This is a genomic window from Leifsonia sp. 466MF, from assembly GCF_900100265.1.
Lineage (GTDB): Bacteria > Actinomycetota > Actinomycetes > Actinomycetales > Microbacteriaceae > Leifsonia.
The window spans coordinates 2,126,654-2,144,211 of record NZ_LT629696.1 but is presented as its reverse complement, the minus strand read 5'-3'; the positions used below and the strand labels follow the sequence as shown (position 1 = coordinate 2,144,211).

The following is a 17,558-nucleotide window of genomic DNA, read 5'->3' as shown; positions in this document are numbered from 1 at the left end:
GGTTACGGCAGGTAGTACGTCGGGTTCGGCAGCTTCACGGTCCGGTCGGCGTAGCCGCCGATCAGGTCGCTGAACTGGTCGCCGAAGTTGGCGACGATGTCGTAGCGGCCGCCGGAGGGCGACTCGATGTGCGCCCGCGTCTGCGACTTGTACTCGATGGTCGTGCACTTGGCGGTCGCGCAGGTGATGTACGACGGCTGCTGCGAGGCGCCGACGCCCGTCCACTTCGTGTAGAAGTTCTGCGCGGTGAAGCCGGTGTAGCCGACCTTCGCGAGGTTGGCGAGCGTCGCCGCCTTCTGGTCGTCGTTGCGCCCGGTGAGGCCGATCAGCGTGCAGCCGGCCTTCTGGGCGACGGCCGCCAGGGTCGTCATGTGCGGCGTGGCCGGGAAGCGCTGCTGCTGCACCCACACATCCTGCTCGGCCGGGTTGAACTGGAAGTGCATGTCCGCGACCTCCATGTCGTACGTCCAGAGCGTGGTGTCGTCCGTGTCGAGCACGATCGCCGGGTTCTTGTGCAGCTTCTTCTCGACGAAACAGGTCGCGGCCAGCACCGGCGCCTGGCGCAGCACGATGGAGCGGAGCTCACGGATGTAGGGCGAGTCGGTCTTGTTCGCGATGCCCGTGCCCGGGTCGCCGTAGTAGGTGGCGATGGTCTTCTTGACGGAGTCGATGTTCGGGATGCCCTCGCCGCCCTCGGTGGCTCCGCTCGAGCCGTCGGGTGCCATGGTGAAGTGGGTGCGCGGGGCGAGCTGCGGCTCGGAGACGCCGGGCAGGTCCGGAGACGGCAGGTAGTAGGTCGGGTTGGGGAGTTTGAGCGCCTCTTCCGCGTAGCCGCCCTGAAGGTCCGACCACTGGTCGCCGACGTTGAGTGTGATCGTGTAGCCGAGGTCCTGGATGTGCTTCCGCGTCAGCGCCTTGTACTCGACGGTCGTGCAGCTGGCCGCCGCGCACGTGATGTACGAGGGCTGCTGGGAGGCGCCGGTGCCCGTCCACTTCGTGTAGAAGCGGTCGGAGGTGAACGCGGTGTAGCCGACCTTGTCGAGGTTGCCGAGGGTGGCGGCCTTCTGATTGTCGTTTCGCCCGGTCAGCCCGAACACCGTGTACCCGAGCGCGGCGGCCTGGTTCACGAAGTCGACCATTCCGGGAGTGGCAGGGAAGCGCTGACCCTGGACCCACACATCCTGCTCGGCCGGGTTGAACTGGAAGTGCATGTCCGCGACCTCCATGTCGTACGTCCAGAGCGTCGTGTCGTCCGCGTCGAAGACGATCGCGGGCTTCTGACCCTGCTGCACGGCGCGGTCGTACTCGGCCTTGAGCTCCGTCTTCTCGCGGCCGAGGATGCCGCCGAGCTCGCGGATGTACGGCGAGTCGGTCTTGTTCGCGATGCCGGTCCCGGGGTCGCCGTAGTAGGTGGCGATCGTCTTCTTGTCGGAGTCGATGTTCGGGATGCCTTCGCCGCCCTGGGTCCCTCCGCTCGAGCCGTCGGGCGCCATGGTGAACGAGGTGCGCGGCGTGAGAGCCGTGTCGCCGTGGCCGTGCCCGTTTCCGGGCCCCGGATCCCAGGCGAGCGCTGCGGGGGCGTCCGCCAGGCCGACGCCGAGCGCGAGCACGAGAGCGCTCGCGGCGCCGACGAACACGCGGCGGAACCGGGAGGGGGAGTGGAGGGAGTCGGACATGATCGCACCTTCGCCATCGGGCGGCCGTCGTGTGGCCTGGATGTCTGCCCCCGTTCGGGGGCCGGGAGCAGCCTAGCGAAGGGTCGACGCGAGCGGAAGCGAAGGGACGTCGCCGGCGGTCGCGAACCGAACGACACACTCAGCGGGATTGAAGTCGGCGCCGGTAACGTTGACGCCCGTATGAGCACCGACACTCTCGACACGGCCGCCCTCCGTGCGGACTTCCCGATCCTCTCGCGAGAGGTGAACGGGCACCCCTTCGTCTACCTCGACTCCGGCGCCACGTCGCAGAAGCCGCGCCAGGTGCTCGACGCCGAACGCGAGTTCGCCGAGCGCTTCACCTCTGCCGTGCACCGCGGGGCGCACACGGTGGCGGGCGAGGCGACCGAGCTGTTCGAAGACGCCAGGGCGCGCGTCGCCGGCTTCGTCGGCGCACAGCCGGAGGAACTGGTCTGGACCTCCAACGCGACCGAGGGCATCAACCTGCTGGCGTACGGGATGTCGAACGCCTCGCTCGGACGCGGTGGCGCGGCGGCCGAGCGCTTCCGTCTCGGCCCCGGCGACGAGCTCGTCGTGACGGAGGCGGAGCACCACGCCAACCTCATCCCCTGGCAGGAGCTCGCCGCGCGCACCGGCGCGACCCTGCGCGTGATCGGCCTGACCGACGACGGGATGCTGCGGCTCGACCAGGCCGCTGAGATCATCGGTCCGCGCACGCGGGTCGTCGCGTTCGCGCACGTCTCCAACGTGCTCGGCGGCATCACCCCCGTCGCCGAGCTCGTCGCGCTGGCCCACGAACACGGCGCGCTCGTCGTGCTGGACGCCTGCCAGTCCGTCCCGCATCTGGCCGTCGACCTGCCCGCTCTGGACGTCGACTTCGCCGTGTTCTCGGGCCACAAGATGCTTGGCCCGACCGGCGTCGGCGCCCTCTACGGCCGCAGCGAGCTGCTGAACGCCCTCCCGCCCTTCCTCACCGGCGGCTCCATGATCACGCAGGTGACGCTGGAGGGCGCCGAGTACCTCCCGGCGCCGCAGCGGTTCGAGGCCGGGACCCAGCGCGTGTCGCAGGCCGTCGCCCTCGCCGCCGCCGTCGACTACCTCGATGCGGTCGGAATGCCCGCGATCGAAGCGCACGAGGAGGCGCTGGGGGAGCGGCTGCTCGCGCGCCTCGACGAGGTCGAGGGCGTGCGCGTGCTCGGCCCGGGTGCCGGTGTGCCGCGGGTCGGCCTCGCGAGCGTCGTGGTGGACGGCATCCACGCGCACGACGTCGGCCAGTTCCTCGACGACCGCGGTATCGCGGTGCGGGTCGGCCACCACTGCGCGCAGCCCGTGCACCGCCGTTTCGGCGCGACCGCCAGTACGCGCATCAGCACCTATCTCTACAACACCGCCGACGAGGTGGATGCGGCCGTCGAGGCGATCGCCGACGCCCGCGCCTTCTTCGGCGTCACGAGCGGAGGAGTCCGATGAGCGACCTGCAGAACCTGTACCAGCAGGTCATCCTCGACCACGCCCGCGAGAAGCACGGCTACGGCATCGCGGGCGACGAGGCCGCGACCTCGCACCAGTTCAACCCCACCTGCGGCGACGAGGTGACGGTCGGTGTGCGCACCGCGGCCGACGGGCGCATCCTCTCGATCGGCTGGGAGGGGCACGGCTGCTCGATCTCGACGGCCTCCGCGTCGCTGCTGAGCGACCTGGTCGAGGAGGTGGACCGCGAGCGGCTGTCCGCATCCATCGCCGCCTTCCGCGAGCTCATGCACTCGAAGGGCGCACTGGAGGGCGACGAGGAACTGCTCGGCGACGCGGTCGCCCTCGCCGGCGTCTCCAAGTACGTCACGCGGGTGAAGTGCGCGATGCTGCCGTGGGTGGCCCTCGAGGACGCGCTGCTCAAGTCCGCCTGATCGGAGCGGTAGCCGTCACGGCACCGGTGCCAGGTCCACCTCGTCGGCGATCGCCTCCAGCGCGGACGGCAGCGACGGGAACGTCGTGCCGTAGACGAGCCCCGAGGGGCCCGCGGCCGTCCACGCCTGGGCGCCCCGAGTGACGCGTCCCACGAGGTAGCGGCGATGGCCGCCCAGCACCTGCCGCTGCGCGAGCGGCAGGGTGAGCGGAAAGGCGTACACGTCGCCCTGCGGGCTGACGACCAGCTCCCAGCGGGCCCGTCCCGGGCTGAACTTGCTCGTGAAGATGCGCGACATGATCGACCGTTTGTACCGCGTGGCCGCGCGCCGCCGCCATGAAGATGACGACCTGTTGCGAAAACCTGCGTCGCGTTACGCGGGAGGTGTGTCGGGGCGTCTTCCGCGGGTGCTTCCGGTACCGGTCAGGGCTCCAGCCGGGAGAGCCAGACGGTGAGGATGCGCTCGAGCTCGGCCGCATCCCGCGGGCTCAGCTCGTCGACCAGGCGGTGCTCGTTGGCGAGGTGATCCGTGAACGCCGCGTCGATCGCCTCGCGTCCGCGCGGGGTGAGCGCGACGACCCGGCCGCGGCCGTCGGTCTCGGAGACGCGGCGGGTGACGAGGCCGGCGCGCTCCAGCCTGTCGATGCGTTTCGTCATACCGCCGGTCGTGATCATGGTGTGGTCGGCCAGTTCGCCGGGGGTCCGCTCGTAGGGCGCGCCCACGCGGCGCAGGGTGGCGAGCACGTCGAAGTCGCCCTCGGCGAGCCCGTGCGCGTCGTAGACGGCCACCAGCTCGTCGGTGAGCCGGGCGGCGACACGGTGCAGTCGGCCGACGATGCCCTGCGGCGACGGGTCGAGGTCGGGACGCTCACGGCGCCACTCGGCCTGGATGCGCGCGACGGCGTCGGTCTGCTCTCCGGTTTCCTGCTCCATCCCTTCACAATACCTTCCTTGGAAGCTAAAGTAGCTTCCATGGAAGATAATCGGTTCGCCGCGACCTGGCGATGGATGCTCGTCACCGCCATCGCGCCCGTCGCGTGGGGCTCCACCTACGTCGTCACGCGGGCCGTGCTGCCCGACCAGGCGCTCTGGGGAGCCGTCATCCGCGCGCTCCCGGCCGGGGTGATCCTCCTGGCGATCAGCCGTCGCCGTCCGCACGGCGCGTGGTGGTGGCGGTCCGCCGTGCTGGGCGTGCTGAACACCGGCGGCTTCTTCGCGCTCGTCTACGCGGTCGCACAGCGGCTGCCCTCCGGTGTGGCCTCGACGGTCATGGCGGCGTCGCCGCTCGTGATGATGGCGGCCGGACGGGTGATCCTCGGGCAGCGGCCGCGCGCGCTGGCACTCGCGGGAGGTGCCGCGGGCATCGTGGGCGTCGCGCTCATGCTGTTCGGGGGAGCGGACGCCGTCGACGGACTCGGTGTCGTCCTCGCGGTGACCGCCCTGGTCGGCTCGGCGATCGGTTACGCGCTCGCGACGCGCTGGGGAGCGGTCGATCTGGTCGCATCCACCGCCTGGCAGCTGCTGGCCGGCGGACTGCTCGTGCTGCCGCTCGCCGTGATCGTCGAAGGCGCGCCTCCGGCGCTGGACGGCGCGGCGATCGCCGGATTCGCCTACGTCACGGTCGTGGCGACCGCTCTGGCGTTCGTCGCGTGGTTCGCGGGTCTGCGGCACCTTCCGGCCGGAACGGTCGGACTGATCGGGCTGCTCAACCCCGTCACCGGCGTGGTGCTCGGTGCAGTGGTCGCGGGGGAGGCGCTGAACGGGCGGCAGCTGCTCGGACTCGCGATCGTGCTGGCCGGGATCGCGCTCGGTCGGCTGCCGAGGGCCGGTCAGCTGCCGAGGGACTCCAGGAAGCTGCGGGTGGGCGCGAAGAACGTCGAGCCGGTCGCCGCGGTCGAGAAGTCGAGGATGCGGTCGTAGCTGCCTGCTCGGCGTTCAGCTGCTCGGGCGGCGGAATCGGTAAATCTCATCGAGAACCCGCATCACGATCCGCCAATTCCCTCGTCGTATTCATACGACGGGATATCCCGTCCGGTCGTGGACGAAGCTCCTTCCGCTGAGCGGGTGAGGAGCAACGGGTCCGCGCGTTCGACGACGAACGAGAGGGAATCCATGCGGAAAGCTCCTGCCATGAGGGCGGTTGCGCTGCTCGCGTCTACGGAATCGGGGGCGCTGTGGTGCTCAGCGCGAAAGGTGCCGTCGCCTGGTTGGGGCTGGGGACGTCGGTTTACGGCCTGAAATAGTGTGCGGGATAACCCATGGGACCGACACAGGAAGTCGCCAGAGGGAGACGTTTGCGAGTCGCGGAGACTGTTGTGGCGGCGGCCATGGGCAGCTTCCTGGCGCTCCGCGTCATCCTGTCGATGACAGGCACTCTCCCTGGGTTTCTCAACAGCCCATTGGACGTTGCGGTGTACGCCCTGTTCTCACTTCTCTGCGTCCTGATGGGCGTGGAACAGGCAAGCCGAGGTAAACCGAAGCACGCGATGGCGTGTTTCGTCGGTGCTGCAGCGTGGTTGACGTTTGCCGCTCTGATTCTGACGTGACGTCGCCCTCAGCTGCCGAGCGACTCCAGGAAGCTGCGGGTCGGCGCGAAGAAGGTCGAGCCGGTCGCCGCGGTCGAGAAGTCGAGGATGCGGTCGTAGCTGCCCTCCGGGTCGCCAACGAACATCCGCTCCAGCATCCGCTCGATCACCCAGAGCGCGCGGGAGTACCCGATGAAGTAGGTGCCGAACTCGCCGTGTCCGGGGCGTCCGAACGGCATGTTGTCGCGCAGGATGTCGTGCTCGGTCCCCGCCTCGTCGACGATCGTCGCGAGGGTCTTGTGCGACTTCTGGCCGTGCTCGGCGTCGTCCAGCTCGATGTTCTCGACCTTGGTGCGGCCGATCACGCCCTCCTGCGACGGCACGGGCAGCCGGTTCCAGGCGCCCAGGTCGTGGAGGTACTTCTGGACGACGACGTAGCTGCCGCCCGCGTGCTCCGGGTCCTCGTCGCCGACGACGGTCGCCTCCGTCATGTCGCCGCCCGCCGGGTTGGCGGTGCCGTCGACGAAGCCGAGCAGGTCGCGGGCGTCGAAGTAGCGGAACCCGACCACCTCATCCACGACCTCGACGGCGCCGGCGAGGGAGTCGAGGAGCTGACGCTCCAGCTCGAACGTGAAGTCGCTCCGCTCGGCGCGGATGTGGAACAGCAGGTCGCCCGGCGTCGAGACGGCCGTGTGGACCGATCCGGCGATCTCGCGGAAGGGGTGCAGCTCGCGCGGGAGGGGCGTGTCGGTGAGGCGCGGCCAGAGGGCGGCGCCGATGCCGACGTTGCACGAGAGCCGGGCGCCGAGGTCGCGGAAGCCGACCGTCTTCACTTGGTCGGTGATGCCGCCGAGCACGTCCTTCACGGTGGCGAGCGCCTCCGGCGTGTCGTTGACCGTCACCACGAGGAAGACGGCGGCGCGCGACAGGGGTGCGTCGACGCTCTGCGGATCGATGGGGACGCGCTGCCAGGGCTGGTCGCCGGTGTTCGCCATGCCGCCATGCTGCCGTATCGGGGCGTCGCGTCGCCACTCGGGCGGACGCGCGGGCGTGCCGTCCGCGCCGACCTAGGCTGGAGGGATGAGCCTGCCCTCCATCGACACCGCCGTCACCTATCCCGACGGCGACCTGACCTCCACCGGAACCGTCGTCCTCGTCCAGCCTCTGCCCGACGGCCGCTCGGCCGTGGTGCTCGACCGGACCGCGTTCCATCCCGTCGACCCGGTGTGGCCGGATCAGCCCGCCGACGCCGGGACGCTGACCGTCGACGGGCGTGCGTACGAGGTGGTGGATGCGGTGGTCGGCGCGACCGACGGCACCACCCTGCACGTGGGCGACGCGCCGGTCCGCACCGGAACCGAGGGCTGGGCCTTCGTCGTGTGCCACCTGGTCGAGGATGCTGCGGGCATCGAGCCGGGAGCGGGTGTCGCCGTCAGCGTCGACCCGGCCCGACGCCGAGCCCTCTCCGCCGGGCACACCGCCTGCCATCTGGCGTCCCTCGCCCTGAACGACGCGCTCGCCGGCCTGTGGACGAAGGAGGTCGCCGTCGACGGTCGTGGCCGCCCCAACTTCGACCAGCTCGCGATCACCAGCTCGCGCATCCTCGAGGGCGGCTCGCTCGACGAGTACCGCATCGGCAAGAGCCTGCGGAAGAAGGGCTTCGCGGCCGCCGACCTCCCCGCGCAGTTGGACGAGGTGACCGCCGCGGCGAATCGCACCCTCGCCGACTGGATCGCGAGCGGCGCCGCCATCTCCATCGTGCGGGAGGGCGCTCGCCAGGGTCTCGGCGACCGGCGCCGCTGGCGGGCCGAGCTGCCGGAGGGCGTTGTCGAGATCCCGTGCGGCGGCACCCACCTGCGCTCGCTCACCGAGCTCACCGGCGCCGACATCCAGCTCGACCTCGCCGAGGCGGAGGGAGCCGTCACTCTGACGATGCGCACGACCGCGCACCTCGCCTGACCCCCGCGGCGCCTCTCACACCAACGGCTCCTGAGTTTTTCGGCCTTTCTTCGTCGAAAACGCGGAAAAACTCAGGAGCTGTCGGCGTGGGACCGTCAGTGGGGGACGAACGGGAGGGCGACGGCGAGGAGGCCGAGGCCGGCGGCGAGGCCCCAGCCGGCGCGCACCAGCTGCGCGCTGCGCACCTCGCGCTCGATCGCGCCGAAGCGCTCCGCGGTGTCGCCCGGCGACTCGACGGCCCGCCAGCTGGCCGGGTCGTCGAACAGGCGAGCCGCCCGCGCGACGGTCTCGTCATCCAGAGCCGCCGGCCGGCGGGTCAGCCAGCGCACGAGCGACTCCGAGCGCACCACGGCGGTGCGGACCGGCTTGCGATGGAGGCGCACCTCCTTCGCCCCGACGACCACGATCACCGCGTGGACGGGCGCCTCGATCCCGGCACGCAGCAGAAGCCCGCGGACCCGCGAGGCCTCGAGGTCGGAGTTGCGCAGGTACGGCTGCTTGACGCCGTTGACGAGCACCGACCGGTCGTACACCGCCAGGCGCGCACCGCGGTGATGCTTGGTGTTGACCACGAACACGCCGCCCGGGCCGACGACGAGATGGTCGACGTCCGCCTCACCGGAGCCGACCGGGACGGCGTGGAACGCGCTCCATCCCTTGGGGAGCCGTGCGAGCGTCGCGCCGACCTGACGCTCTCCGAGCGCACCGGCGAACCACGGCTGGGCGTCGGCCGGCAGCGGGTCCACCCCGAACGCGCGGGCCAGCGGTGAGCGCGGCGGAGACGCCTCCTGCAGCCGCACAACCTGCTCCATCACGGCCGTCCCGGGGGCGCGGTCGCGCATCCGCTGTGTACTCATCCGGCCACGGTATCGAGCCGGCGGGCGGTGCCCCAGTCCCCGGTCGGGGACGGATCGACGCGGCTACCCCTGCCCGGGGGTGCCGTGGGTGCGGGGGAGGTCGCTGTTGTCCGGGAGGCGTTCCTCCAGCGAGTCGTTCCGTTCCTGCACCGTCTCCAGGCGGTCGGTGTCGGTCTTGCCGAGGTCGCTGACGGCGTCGGTGAGCTCGTCGGCGTCGCGGGGTGCTGCGGTGTCATCCGATCGATCGGTCATGCGGGGCACTGTACCCGCGTCGGTCGCACCGGCCCACGCCCGCCGCCCTGGCCCGCGCCCGCGCCGGATCGGGGAGCCGGTTGACGATTCGCGGCCGGGACGGGCTAGCATGCGGCACATGAGCCGCATTGAAACCGGGATCGTCTCCTACACGCTGTCCGGCGACTATTACGCGCGCGTCGGCGCCGACTTCGACACGGAGGCGGTGGACGACGCCATCCTGGCCGAGCTCAACCGGATGCTGCCGCGCGGGGTCGTGGTCGAGCGCTCCGGACGGGTGCTCGCCGACGAGGAGGTCGCCGACGAGGCGCGCGCGATCGACTGGGAGGCGCTGCTGCGCAGCATCGATGTGGACCAGATCCTCGCAGAGCACGGACGCTGAGCGCTCGCTCGCGTCAGCGTGAGCGTTTGACCACGTCGTAGGCGGCGAGGGCCGCGCGACGCGTCTCCGCGAGGTCGACGATCGGCTCCGGATAGTCGGGGGTGTCCCATTCGGGAACCCAGCGGCGCACGTAGTCGCCGTGCGGGTCGAACTTCTGTCGCTGCAGCTCCGGGTTGAAGATGCGGAAGTACGGCGCGGCGTCCGCACCGCTTCCGGCGACCCACTGCCAGTTGAAGGCGTTGTTGGCGGGGTCGGCGTCGACCAGGGTGTCCCAGAACCACTGCTCACCGTGGCGCCAGTCGATGAGCAGGTTCTTGATCAGGAACGACGCGGTCACCATGCGCACCCGGTTGTGCATGACTCCGGTTCTCCACAGTTCGCGCATCCCCGCGTCCACCAGGGGCACGCCGGTGCGACCCTGTTCCCAGGCCCGCAGCGCAGACGGATGCAGCCGCGGCCACGGGAAGGAGTCGTACTCGCGATGGATGTTCACGGTCGCCAGATCTGGGTGCTCGAAGAGCGTGTGATAGGCGAACTCGCGCCAGCCGACCTCCGAGAGGAAGGTGGACGCGCTCTGCGCCGTCGCGCCCTGACGCTTCTCGATCGTCGCGTGCCACACCTGGTGGGGGCTGAGCTCGCCCCAGCGGAGCCGGGGAGAGAGCCGCGAGGTCGCGTCCACACCGGGTACGTCGCGCTGTTCGCGGTAGTCGCTCAGATCGTCGGCGAGAAAGTGCTTCAGCTGTGCGTGCGCCGCCTTCTCGCCCGGCTCCCACGTCTCGCGCAGGCCGCCGGCCCAGTCGGGATGGGTCGGGAGCAGTCCGAGCTCGTCGAGCGTCACGGTCTCGAGCGACCGGGGCAGGCTTCCGCCATGCACCCCCTGCGGCGCCGGGCCCGGCTTGCGCGGCGCAGGGGCCGCGAGACAGGCCCGCCAGAACGGCGTGTAGACCGAGAACGGGGTGTCCTGGCCGGTCCGGATCGTCCACGGCTCGAAGAGGAGGGTGGCGGCGAAGCTCGCCGCCTCGACGCCGGAGGCACGCGCCGCGGTCTTCACCGCCTCGTCGATGCGTCGCTCCGCCCCGCCGTACCGCCTGTTCCAGAAGATCGCCGATGCGTCGGTCTCCCGCAGCACCGTCTCGATGACGGTCTCGCTCCGCCCGCGCAGCAGGACGAGCCCGGCGCCCAGGCGCTCCAGCGACTGGGTCAGGGACGCCAGGCTGTGATGCAACCACCACCGGCTGGCGGCGCCGGGAGCGCGGAGCTCCGGCGTCTCGTCGTCCCAGACGAAGACGCAGAGCACCGGGCTGCCCGTCTGGACGGCTGCGTGCAGGGCAGGGTTGTCCGCGACCCGCAGGTCGTCGCGGAACCAGACGACCGCGGGGCGTTCGCTCACAGGTCGAGGGAGTCGCCGGGCTCCAGCGGGTAGAAGGTGCCGCCGTTCTGCTCGGTCGCCCAGGTCAGGCGTCCGTTCGACATGTCCTTGCCCGCCCGCGAGAGCACCATCTCGTGGATGGGGAAGGCGCGCTTCGGCTTCACCGCGAGCACGTAGTCCATGGTCTCGGCGATCTTCATCCAGGGTGCGCCCGCAGGGGCAGCCAGCACATCCACCTCGACGCCCTCCGGCACCGAGAACGAGTCGCCGGCGTAGTAGAGCACGTCGTTGACGAGCACGCCGACGTTGTCGACCACCGGGATGCTCTCGTGGATGACGGCATGGCGCCCGCCGAAGAAGCGGAGGGTGAACGGGCCGGCCTCCACCGTGTCGCCCGGGTGGACCACCGTGATGTCGAAGTCTGAGGCTGCGGCGGCCACGCCTTCCGGGCCGAAGATCGTCACGTCGGGGGAGAGGTCGAGAACGCGATTCAACTGCTCCGGGGTCCAGTGGTCGGGGTGCTCGTGGGTGATCACCACGGCGACGGCGTTCGCGGTGTCGGTGAGGGGAGAGGTGAAGCTGCCCGGGTCGACGAACAGCTTCTGTCCGTCCTGCTCGAGGAGGAGGCCGGCGTGCTCGAACTTGGTGAGTCTCATGGTTCCCAGGAAATACCGGATGGGATGCGCATGCAAGGACGACACGATTGAGGAATATACCCCTAGGGGGTACTGTTGCCGATGACATGGACGAGAAGAACAAGCACACGACGGTCCACGACGACGCCGGGCACGATCACGAGCACGATCACGCTGCGCATGACCACGCCGCGCACGCGGAGCACGATCACGCGGCGCACGACCACTCCGGGCACGACCACTCCGGGCATGCGGGCCATGACCCGGCGATCTTCAAGCGGAAGTTCTGGCTGACGCTGGTCTTCACCATCCCGACCCTCGTCTTCTCGCAGGGCCTGCAGGAGATCCTCGGGCTCGACGGGCCGCGATTCCCGGGCAGCCAGTACATCCCCGCGGTCTTCGGCGTCATCATCTTCTTCTACGGCGGGCTCGTCTTCCTGCGGGGCGCCGTGGATGAGCTGAGAGCCAAGCAGCCGGGCATGATGACCCTCATCTCGCTGGCCATCGTGGTCGCGTTCGGCTACAGCGTCGCCGTGACCCTGGGCCTCCCGGGCATGGACTTCTGGTGGGAGCTCGCCACCCTCATCCTGATCATGCTGCTCGGCCACTGGATCGAGATGTCCGCCGTCATGGGCGCGCAGGACGCGCTCGGCGAGCTCGCGAAGCTCCTGCCCGACACGGCCGAGCGCGTGTCCGACATCCACGCCGAGCCCGTCTCCGTGCCGGTCTCCGAGCTGCGCGTGGGGGAGCTGGTGCGCGTGCGCCCCGGTGCGGCCGTGCCTGCCGACGGCGAGATCGTCGACGGCCGGAGCGATCTGGATGAGTCCCTCCTCACCGGGGAGTCGAAGCCGGTGACACGCGGGCCGGGGGAGCAGGTCGTCGCCGGAAGCATCTCCGGGAGCGGTTCGCTCGTCGTCCGGGTCGGTCGCACGGGCGGCGACACCGCGCTCGCCGGCATCATGAAGCTCGTCGCGGATGCGCAGGCAAGCAAGTCCGGAACCCAGGTTCTCGCCGACCGCGCGGCGGCGTGGCTGTTCTACGTCGCGCTCGCCGTCGCCACCGTCACCCTGATCGTGTGGACGCTGCTGCGGCCGGGCGACCCCGCATTCATTCTCGAGCGGGTCGTGACCGTGCTCATCATCGCGTGCCCGCACGCGCTCGGCCTCGCCATCCCCCTGGTCGCCCAGATCTCCACCGCCATCGGTGCTCGCAACGGGCTGCTGATCCGCGACCGGCATGCCATGGAGGACGCCCGCCGCGTCGACGTCGTGCTGTTCGACAAGACCGGGACGCTCACCGAGGGCCGCCAGGGCGTGGCCGCAGTGGTCGCCGACGACGGCGACGTCGACGCCTTGCTGGCGCTCGCCGCGTCCGTGGAGGCGCCGGCGGAGCACCCGATCGGCGCTGCCATCGTCCGCGAGGCGCGCCGGCGCGGCCTGACGATCGCACCGGTCTCCGGGTTCGAGGCTCTGGGGGGCCGCGGAGCCGCCGCGACCGTCGACGGCGAGCGGGTCGCCGTCGGCGCGCCCCGGCTGCTGACCGAGGGCGGCGTGACGCCGGGAGACGCCGTCCGCACGGCCGCCGATCGAGCGTCCACCGAGGGGCAGACCGTCGTCTACGTTCTGCGCGGCGACCACGTCGCCGGCATGATCGCTCTCGCCGATGTCGTCCGACCGGAATCGCGGGAGGCCGTCCGGTCGCTGCGGGATCGCGGTGTCCGCGTGGCCATGCTGACCGGCGACGCGCATGCTGTGGCCGACGCGGTCGCCGCCCAGCTGGGCATCGACGAGGTGTTCGCCGAGGTCCTGCCTGGGGACAAGTCCGGGACGGTGGCCCGGCTCCAGGAGGACGGCTCCCGCGTGGCCATGGTCGGTGACGGCGTCAACGACGCCCCGGCCCTCGCGCAGGCGGACGTCGGGATCGCGATCGGCGCCGGGACGGACGTGGCCATCGAGTCGGCCGGCGTCGTCCTCGCCTCCAGCGACCCGCGCGGTGTCGCGAAGGTGATCACGCTCTCCGCCGCGACCTACCGGAAAATGCTGCAGAACCTCGCCTGGGCGACCGGCTACAACGTGATCGCCCTCCCGCTGGCGGCCGGTGTCGCGATCGGCGTCGGCATCGTGGTGTCGCCGGCGTTCGGTGCGGTGCTCATGTCGCTCTCGACGATCGTCGTCGCGATCAACGCCCAGTTGCTGCGCCGCGTCCGCCTCTGACGGCCGGCCGTCTGCTCCGACGCACCGGCGCCCCGCCTTCGGCAGGCGGGGCGCCGCCTGTGCCATCATCGGGACCGTGACCGCACTCCCGCGGGCCGTGGTCGTCGCGGTCAACCCCATGGCGTCCTTCGGCCATCGCCGCGAGGTCGGCCCGCGTGTCATCGAGCGCCTACGCGACGCCGGTCACCGCGTCGTCGCGATGGGGGAGGCGAACATCGAGCTGCTCCGTCGCGAGACCGCCCGAGCGCTGGCGGACGGCGCCGACGCGCTCGTCGTGGTCGGCGGCGACGGGATGGCCAACCTCGGCATCGACCTCGTCGCGAACACGGGCATCCCGCTCGGCATCGTCCCCAGCGGCACCGGCAACGACCTCGCCGACGGCCTCGGCATCCCGATCGACGACACCGAGGCGGCCATCGACCGGCTGCTGGATGCGCTGCAGCGCGAGCCGCGGACGATCGACGCGGGGACGATCCGTCACGGCGAACTGACCACGTGGTTCGGGTGCGTCGTCTCCGCCGGTTTCGACGCGACCGTCAACGAGCGGGCCAACCTGATGTCGCGACCGCGGGGTCGCAGCCGGTACATCATCGCGCTGCTGCGCGAACTGGCGACGCTGACGCCACGGCCGTACCGCATCCACGCCGACGGCCGGACGATCGACGTGGATGCCATGCTCGTCTCGGTCGCCAACAACCGGTCGCTCGGCGGCGGGATGCGCATCGTCCCGGACGCGGACCTCTCCGACGGCCTCCTCGACCTCTTCGTCGTCGGGCCGATGTCGCGCGTGCGCTTCCTCCGCATGTTCCCGAAGGTCTTCCGCGGCGAGCACACCGGCCTTCCGGAGGTCAGCATCCTGCGCGTCTCGTCCGTCCGGATCGAGGCGGAGGGCGTCGTCGCCTACGCGGACGGCGAGCGGATCGGACCCCTCCCCATCGAGGTCTCGGTCGCCGCCGGCGCGCTCCGCGTGCTCGCCTGAGCGACGCGCCCGGGACGCCGTCCCCGTTTTGGCACAGCACGCCCATCTGTGGCATGATCTTCTAGTTGCCAGACGGCCCCATCGTCTAGCGGCCTAGGACGTCGCCCTCTCACGGCGGTAACGCGGGTTCAAATCCCGCTGGGGTCACCAACAGCCCGGATGCCAGTCACTGACTGGCGTCCGGGCTTTTTTCTTGGGTCAAACCGGGCCGTCGGGAGCTTCCCACGCATGGACCTGCGGCCAGCCGGATGGGATCTTCCCCGTCGTGCGGCGATGCAGCCGGCCGGACTCGTCCACCCGAACATGCATCGTGCGGTAGACCGTGGGATAGATCGGTCCCAGAAACCACGCCACGGGGTTGACCAGCTCGAGGGCGACTCGCCAGGCGGGCGGCGTGACGAGGTGGACCAGCCGCATCTCCTCGGAGCCCATGTCGCCGTCGAGGTGCCAGCCGTCATTCATGCGGCGCATCATCTCCGAGCGCAGTCGCTGAGCCGATGTCGTGTACATGTCGACAATCATGCCCGGCGGGGGTTCAGCGCGGCTCCACACGTTCGAGGCATCACGGGGGCGACGGAGGCGAGCAGCAGGTGCCTCACAGCGTGATGACGCTGACCTGGTCCTTGCCGCGATCCTTCGACCGGTACATCGCCTTGTCGGCGACGCGCAGCAGCTCCGGGCCGCTCAGCACGCGGGCGGGTCCCGCCGCGTGGACGGTCACGCCGACGCTGGCGGTGATGACACGCTGCCAGCCGTCGTCGTGGAGGGGCTGCTTGACCGCGACGCGGATGCGCTCGGCGATCGCGGATGCGCGCTCGTGGTCGGTGTTCTGGCAGACGATGATGAACTCGTCGCCGCCGTAGCGGCACACCAGGTCGTCGCCGCGGACCGCCGAGACGAGGCGCGCGGCGATCAGCTTGAGGACGGTGTCGCCGGCGGTGTGGTCGAGTTCGTCGTTGACGGACTTGAAGTCGTCCAGGTCCACGAAGATCAGGGCGAGCGGCTCCTGCCGTTCCATCGCCGAGGCGACACTCGCCGTGATGTGGCTGCGGAGCAGCACCCGGTTGGCGAGCCCGGTCAGCGGGTCGTGCAGGGCGATCGCGGCCAGCTGCGCCTGCAGCGTCAGGCGGGCGACGGTCTGCGCCGCCTGACGGCACAGCGAGCCGAGCAGCTCGACCGCATGCTCGTCGAGCTCCGGCGGCCGCGAGAAGTAGCAGGCCAGCGTCCCGATCGCCGCGCCCGCGTGCACGAGGGGAGCGGTCAGCATGGAGTCGAGGCGCGCTGCGCGGAGGGCGGTCGCCACGTCCGGGTGCGCCAGTTCATCCCGCACGGACCAGGTCGCGAGCGCGGGGCCGACCGCGCCGAGCGCCGGCAGTCCGCCGGGCAGCAGAGCGGCATCCAGCGGGACCGTCCCTCCGACCAGGTGCGGTTCGTGGCCGTCGAGGAAGACGGCGGCCGCCATCGCGCCCAGACCCTGCTGCGCGCTCTCCGCCAGAGCCTGCGCCAGCATCTCCACGGTGTCGCTCTCGCCGAAGGCGGTGGTCGCGTTCTGGAGCACGCGGGTGCGCGCCTCCGACCCCTCCGCGATGCGGCGCGCGGCGAGCAGCTGGCGCTCGTAGTCCTGGCGGCGACTGGCATCGAAGACGGCGACGTGGATGAGCGGGCCGGCCTCGGCCTCGTCGACCACCGCGTTGACGAGCACGGGCAGGGCGTCGTCGTGGGCCGTGCGCAACGACAGGGCGACCTCGCGCACCTCACCCTGGAGATGGAGGACGGGGAGAAAGCGGGTCTCGTAGAAGATCCGCGCTCCCGGCTCGAGCAGATCGGTGAGAGGCGCCCCGACGAGTTCGTCGGCCGGGCGACCGGTCCACGCGGCGAAGGTGGCGTTGACGCGCAGGATGCGGCCGCCCTCGGTCAGCGTGACGAGACCGCACGGCGCGCGGTCGTAGAGCGCATCCGCGGCGGGTCCCTCGGACGTGATCTCCTCCGCCGTCATGCCAGCGAGCTCCGGATGGCCGCGGCCAGCTCGTCGGGACCGGACAGGTTCGGGCAGTGGCCGGTGGCGTTCAGCTGGACGAACACGCTGCCGGGGATTCGCTCGTGAACGTAGCGCCCGACCGGGCCGGGGGCGATCGCGTCCTCCGCGCACTGGAGCACGACGGTCGGCACGGTCACGTCGGGGAGGTCGGCGCGGTTGTCGGAGAGGAAGGTGACGCGGGCGAAGTGGCCGGCGATCGCCGGATCCGTCCGGCAGAAGCTCGCGGCCAGTTCCGCGCCGAGCTCCGGTCGGTCGGGGTTGCCGGCGATGACGGGCGCGATCGCCTCCGACCATCCCAGATAGTTGTCGTCGAGGGTGTCGAGCAGGCCATCGATGTCGGAACGCGTGAAACCGCCCACATAGTCGCCCTCGTCGATGTAGCGCGGCGACGGACCCACGAGCACCAGGCGCCCGAAACGTTCGGGGGAGCGGTTGGCGGCCAGCACGCCGATCATCGCGCTGACGGAGTGGCCGACGAAGACGGCGTCGCGGAGGTCGAGGGCCTCGACGATCTCGAGCACGTCGTCGGCGTAGCCGTGAAGCGAGTCGTACTTGGCCCGGTCGTAGGCGCTCACATCGGAGTCGCCCGCGCCGACGTGGTCGAAGACGATCACCCGGAAGTCGGACTCGAAATGCGGGACCACCCGCCGCCACATCTCCTGGCTGCAGCCGAAGCCGTGCGCGAAGACGATCGGGCGGCCGGACGGATCACCGGACTCGCGAACGCTGTTGCGACGTCGGACGTCGACAGCTTCGGTCGGTTGCAGCAT

At 70.8% G+C, this 17,558-nt stretch carries 19 protein-coding genes and 1 tRNA gene; 9 read left to right on the top strand and 11 right to left on the bottom strand.

The features are described from left to right. Positions 1 to 2: 2 nt before the first annotated feature. Positions 3 to 1,676: an HAD family acid phosphatase gene (locus BLR91_RS10230; protein WP_089875426.1), complete on the bottom strand. Its 1,674-nt coding sequence runs from the start codon at positions 1,674 to 1,676 to the stop codon at positions 3 to 5. Positions 1,677 to 1,856: 180 nt separating this feature from the next. Here BLR91_RS10230 and BLR91_RS10225 point away from each other — a divergent pair, with 180 nt between their 5' ends. Together BLR91_RS10225 and sufU are read left to right on the top strand one after the other, a co-directional pair. Then, positions 1,857 to 3,146: a SufS family cysteine desulfurase gene (locus BLR91_RS10225; RefSeq protein WP_089875427.1), complete on the top strand. Its 1,290-nt coding sequence runs from the start codon at positions 1,857 to 1,859 to the stop codon at positions 3,144 to 3,146. Then, positions 3,143 to 3,580, top strand: a complete 438-nt coding sequence (gene sufU, locus BLR91_RS10220; RefSeq protein ID WP_018190621.1) for a Fe-S cluster assembly sulfur transfer protein SufU — start codon at positions 3,143 to 3,145, stop codon at positions 3,578 to 3,580. The genes BLR91_RS10225 and sufU overlap by 4 nt, the downstream gene beginning before the upstream one ends. A gap of 15 nt (positions 3,581 to 3,595) precedes the next feature. On the opposite strand, the gene BLR91_RS10215 is transcribed toward sufU, so the two are convergent. Next, positions 3,596 to 3,877, bottom strand: coding sequence for a hypothetical protein (locus BLR91_RS10215; protein WP_018190622.1), 282 nt, complete (start codon positions 3,875 to 3,877; stop codon positions 3,596 to 3,598). Between the two features lie 125 nt (positions 3,878 to 4,002). Next, on the bottom strand, positions 4,003 to 4,512 hold the full coding sequence (locus BLR91_RS10210) for a MarR family winged helix-turn-helix transcriptional regulator (RefSeq protein ID WP_089875428.1): 510 nt from the start codon (positions 4,510 to 4,512) through the stop codon (positions 4,003 to 4,005). A gap of 75 nt (positions 4,513 to 4,587) precedes the next feature. Between BLR91_RS10210 and BLR91_RS10205 the strand changes: the two genes are divergently transcribed. Then, positions 4,588 to 5,499, top strand: coding sequence for a DMT family transporter (locus tag BLR91_RS10205; protein ID WP_089875429.1), 912 nt, complete (start codon positions 4,588 to 4,590; stop codon positions 5,497 to 5,499). Positions 5,500 to 5,906: 407 nt separating this feature from the next. Continuing rightward, complete coding sequence (locus BLR91_RS10200; RefSeq protein ID WP_157694643.1) at positions 5,907 to 6,125, top strand: hypothetical protein; 219 nt, start codon at positions 5,907 to 5,909, stop codon at positions 6,123 to 6,125. An 8-nt stretch (positions 6,126 to 6,133) separates the two neighbouring features. Here the strand turns inward: BLR91_RS10200 and BLR91_RS10195 are convergent, their stop codons facing one another. Next, the gene (locus BLR91_RS10195) at positions 6,134 to 7,099 is read right to left on the bottom strand and encodes a Dyp-type peroxidase (RefSeq protein ID WP_089875431.1); all 966 of its coding nucleotides are present in this window, start codon (positions 7,097 to 7,099) and stop codon (positions 6,134 to 6,136) included. A gap of 85 nt (positions 7,100 to 7,184) precedes the next feature. Here BLR91_RS10195 and BLR91_RS10190 point away from each other — a divergent pair, with 85 nt between their 5' ends. Beyond that, a complete protein-coding gene (locus BLR91_RS10190) occupies positions 7,185 to 8,063 on the top strand; it encodes a metal-dependent hydrolase (protein ID WP_089875432.1) in 879 nt (292 codons plus the stop codon). 95 nt (positions 8,064 to 8,158) lie between these two features. Here the strand turns inward: BLR91_RS10190 and BLR91_RS10185 are convergent, their stop codons facing one another. Then, complete coding sequence (locus BLR91_RS10185; RefSeq protein ID WP_231918879.1) at positions 8,159 to 8,920, bottom strand: nuclease-related domain-containing protein; 762 nt, start codon at positions 8,918 to 8,920, stop codon at positions 8,159 to 8,161. A gap of 63 nt (positions 8,921 to 8,983) precedes the next feature. After that, the gene (locus tag BLR91_RS10180) at positions 8,984 to 9,172 is read right to left on the bottom strand and encodes a hypothetical protein (protein ID WP_089875434.1); all 189 of its coding nucleotides are present in this window, start codon (positions 9,170 to 9,172) and stop codon (positions 8,984 to 8,986) included. Between the two features lie 118 nt (positions 9,173 to 9,290). On the opposite strand from BLR91_RS10180, the gene BLR91_RS10175 reads away from it, so the two are divergent. Next, positions 9,291 to 9,554: a hypothetical protein gene (locus BLR91_RS10175; RefSeq protein ID WP_018190629.1), complete on the top strand. Its 264-nt coding sequence runs from the start codon at positions 9,291 to 9,293 to the stop codon at positions 9,552 to 9,554. A gap of 13 nt (positions 9,555 to 9,567) precedes the next feature. On the opposite strand, the gene BLR91_RS10170 is transcribed toward BLR91_RS10175, so the two are convergent. Together BLR91_RS10170 and BLR91_RS10165 are read right to left on the bottom strand one after the other, a co-directional pair. Next, positions 9,568 to 10,944 (bottom strand): cryptochrome/photolyase family protein, encoded by a 1,377-nt coding sequence (locus BLR91_RS10170; protein WP_089875435.1) that lies wholly within the window; start codon positions 10,942 to 10,944, stop codon positions 9,568 to 9,570. Next, positions 10,941 to 11,579 (bottom strand): MBL fold metallo-hydrolase, encoded by a 639-nt coding sequence (locus BLR91_RS10165; protein ID WP_018190631.1) that lies wholly within the window; start codon positions 11,577 to 11,579, stop codon positions 10,941 to 10,943. The genes BLR91_RS10170 and BLR91_RS10165 overlap by 4 nt, the downstream gene beginning before the upstream one ends. A gap of 86 nt (positions 11,580 to 11,665) precedes the next feature. Here BLR91_RS10165 and BLR91_RS10160 point away from each other — a divergent pair, with 86 nt between their 5' ends. The 3 genes from BLR91_RS10160 to BLR91_RS10150 all read left to right on the top strand — a co-directional run bounded on the left by BLR91_RS10160 (position 11,666) and on the right by BLR91_RS10150 (position 14,900). Further along, the gene (locus BLR91_RS10160; RefSeq protein ID WP_089875436.1) at positions 11,666 to 13,771 is read left to right on the top strand and encodes a copper-translocating P-type ATPase; all 2,106 of its coding nucleotides are present in this window, start codon (positions 11,666 to 11,668) and stop codon (positions 13,769 to 13,771) included. A 76-nt stretch (positions 13,772 to 13,847) separates the two neighbouring features. Then, entirely contained in the window at positions 13,848 to 14,750 is a 903-nt protein-coding gene (locus tag BLR91_RS10155; RefSeq protein WP_089875437.1) for a diacylglycerol kinase family protein, read from the top strand. Positions 14,751 to 14,824: 74 nt separating this feature from the next. Then, positions 14,825 to 14,900 (top strand) — tRNA-Glu (locus BLR91_RS10150). A 48-nt stretch (positions 14,901 to 14,948) separates the two neighbouring features. On the opposite strand, the gene BLR91_RS10145 is transcribed toward BLR91_RS10150, so the two are convergent. From BLR91_RS10145 to BLR91_RS10135, 3 genes are all read right to left on the bottom strand, one after another. Next, positions 14,949 to 15,260: a hypothetical protein gene (locus BLR91_RS10145; protein ID WP_090042384.1), complete on the bottom strand. Its 312-nt coding sequence runs from the start codon at positions 15,258 to 15,260 to the stop codon at positions 14,949 to 14,951. 85 nt (positions 15,261 to 15,345) lie between these two features. Beyond that, complete coding sequence (locus BLR91_RS10140; RefSeq protein WP_089875439.1) at positions 15,346 to 16,746, bottom strand: sensor domain-containing diguanylate cyclase; 1,401 nt, start codon at positions 16,744 to 16,746, stop codon at positions 15,346 to 15,348. Then, positions 16,743 to 17,558: an alpha/beta fold hydrolase gene (locus BLR91_RS10135; RefSeq protein WP_089875440.1), complete on the bottom strand. Its 816-nt coding sequence runs from the start codon at positions 17,556 to 17,558 to the stop codon at positions 16,743 to 16,745. The genes BLR91_RS10140 and BLR91_RS10135 overlap by 4 nt, the downstream gene beginning before the upstream one ends.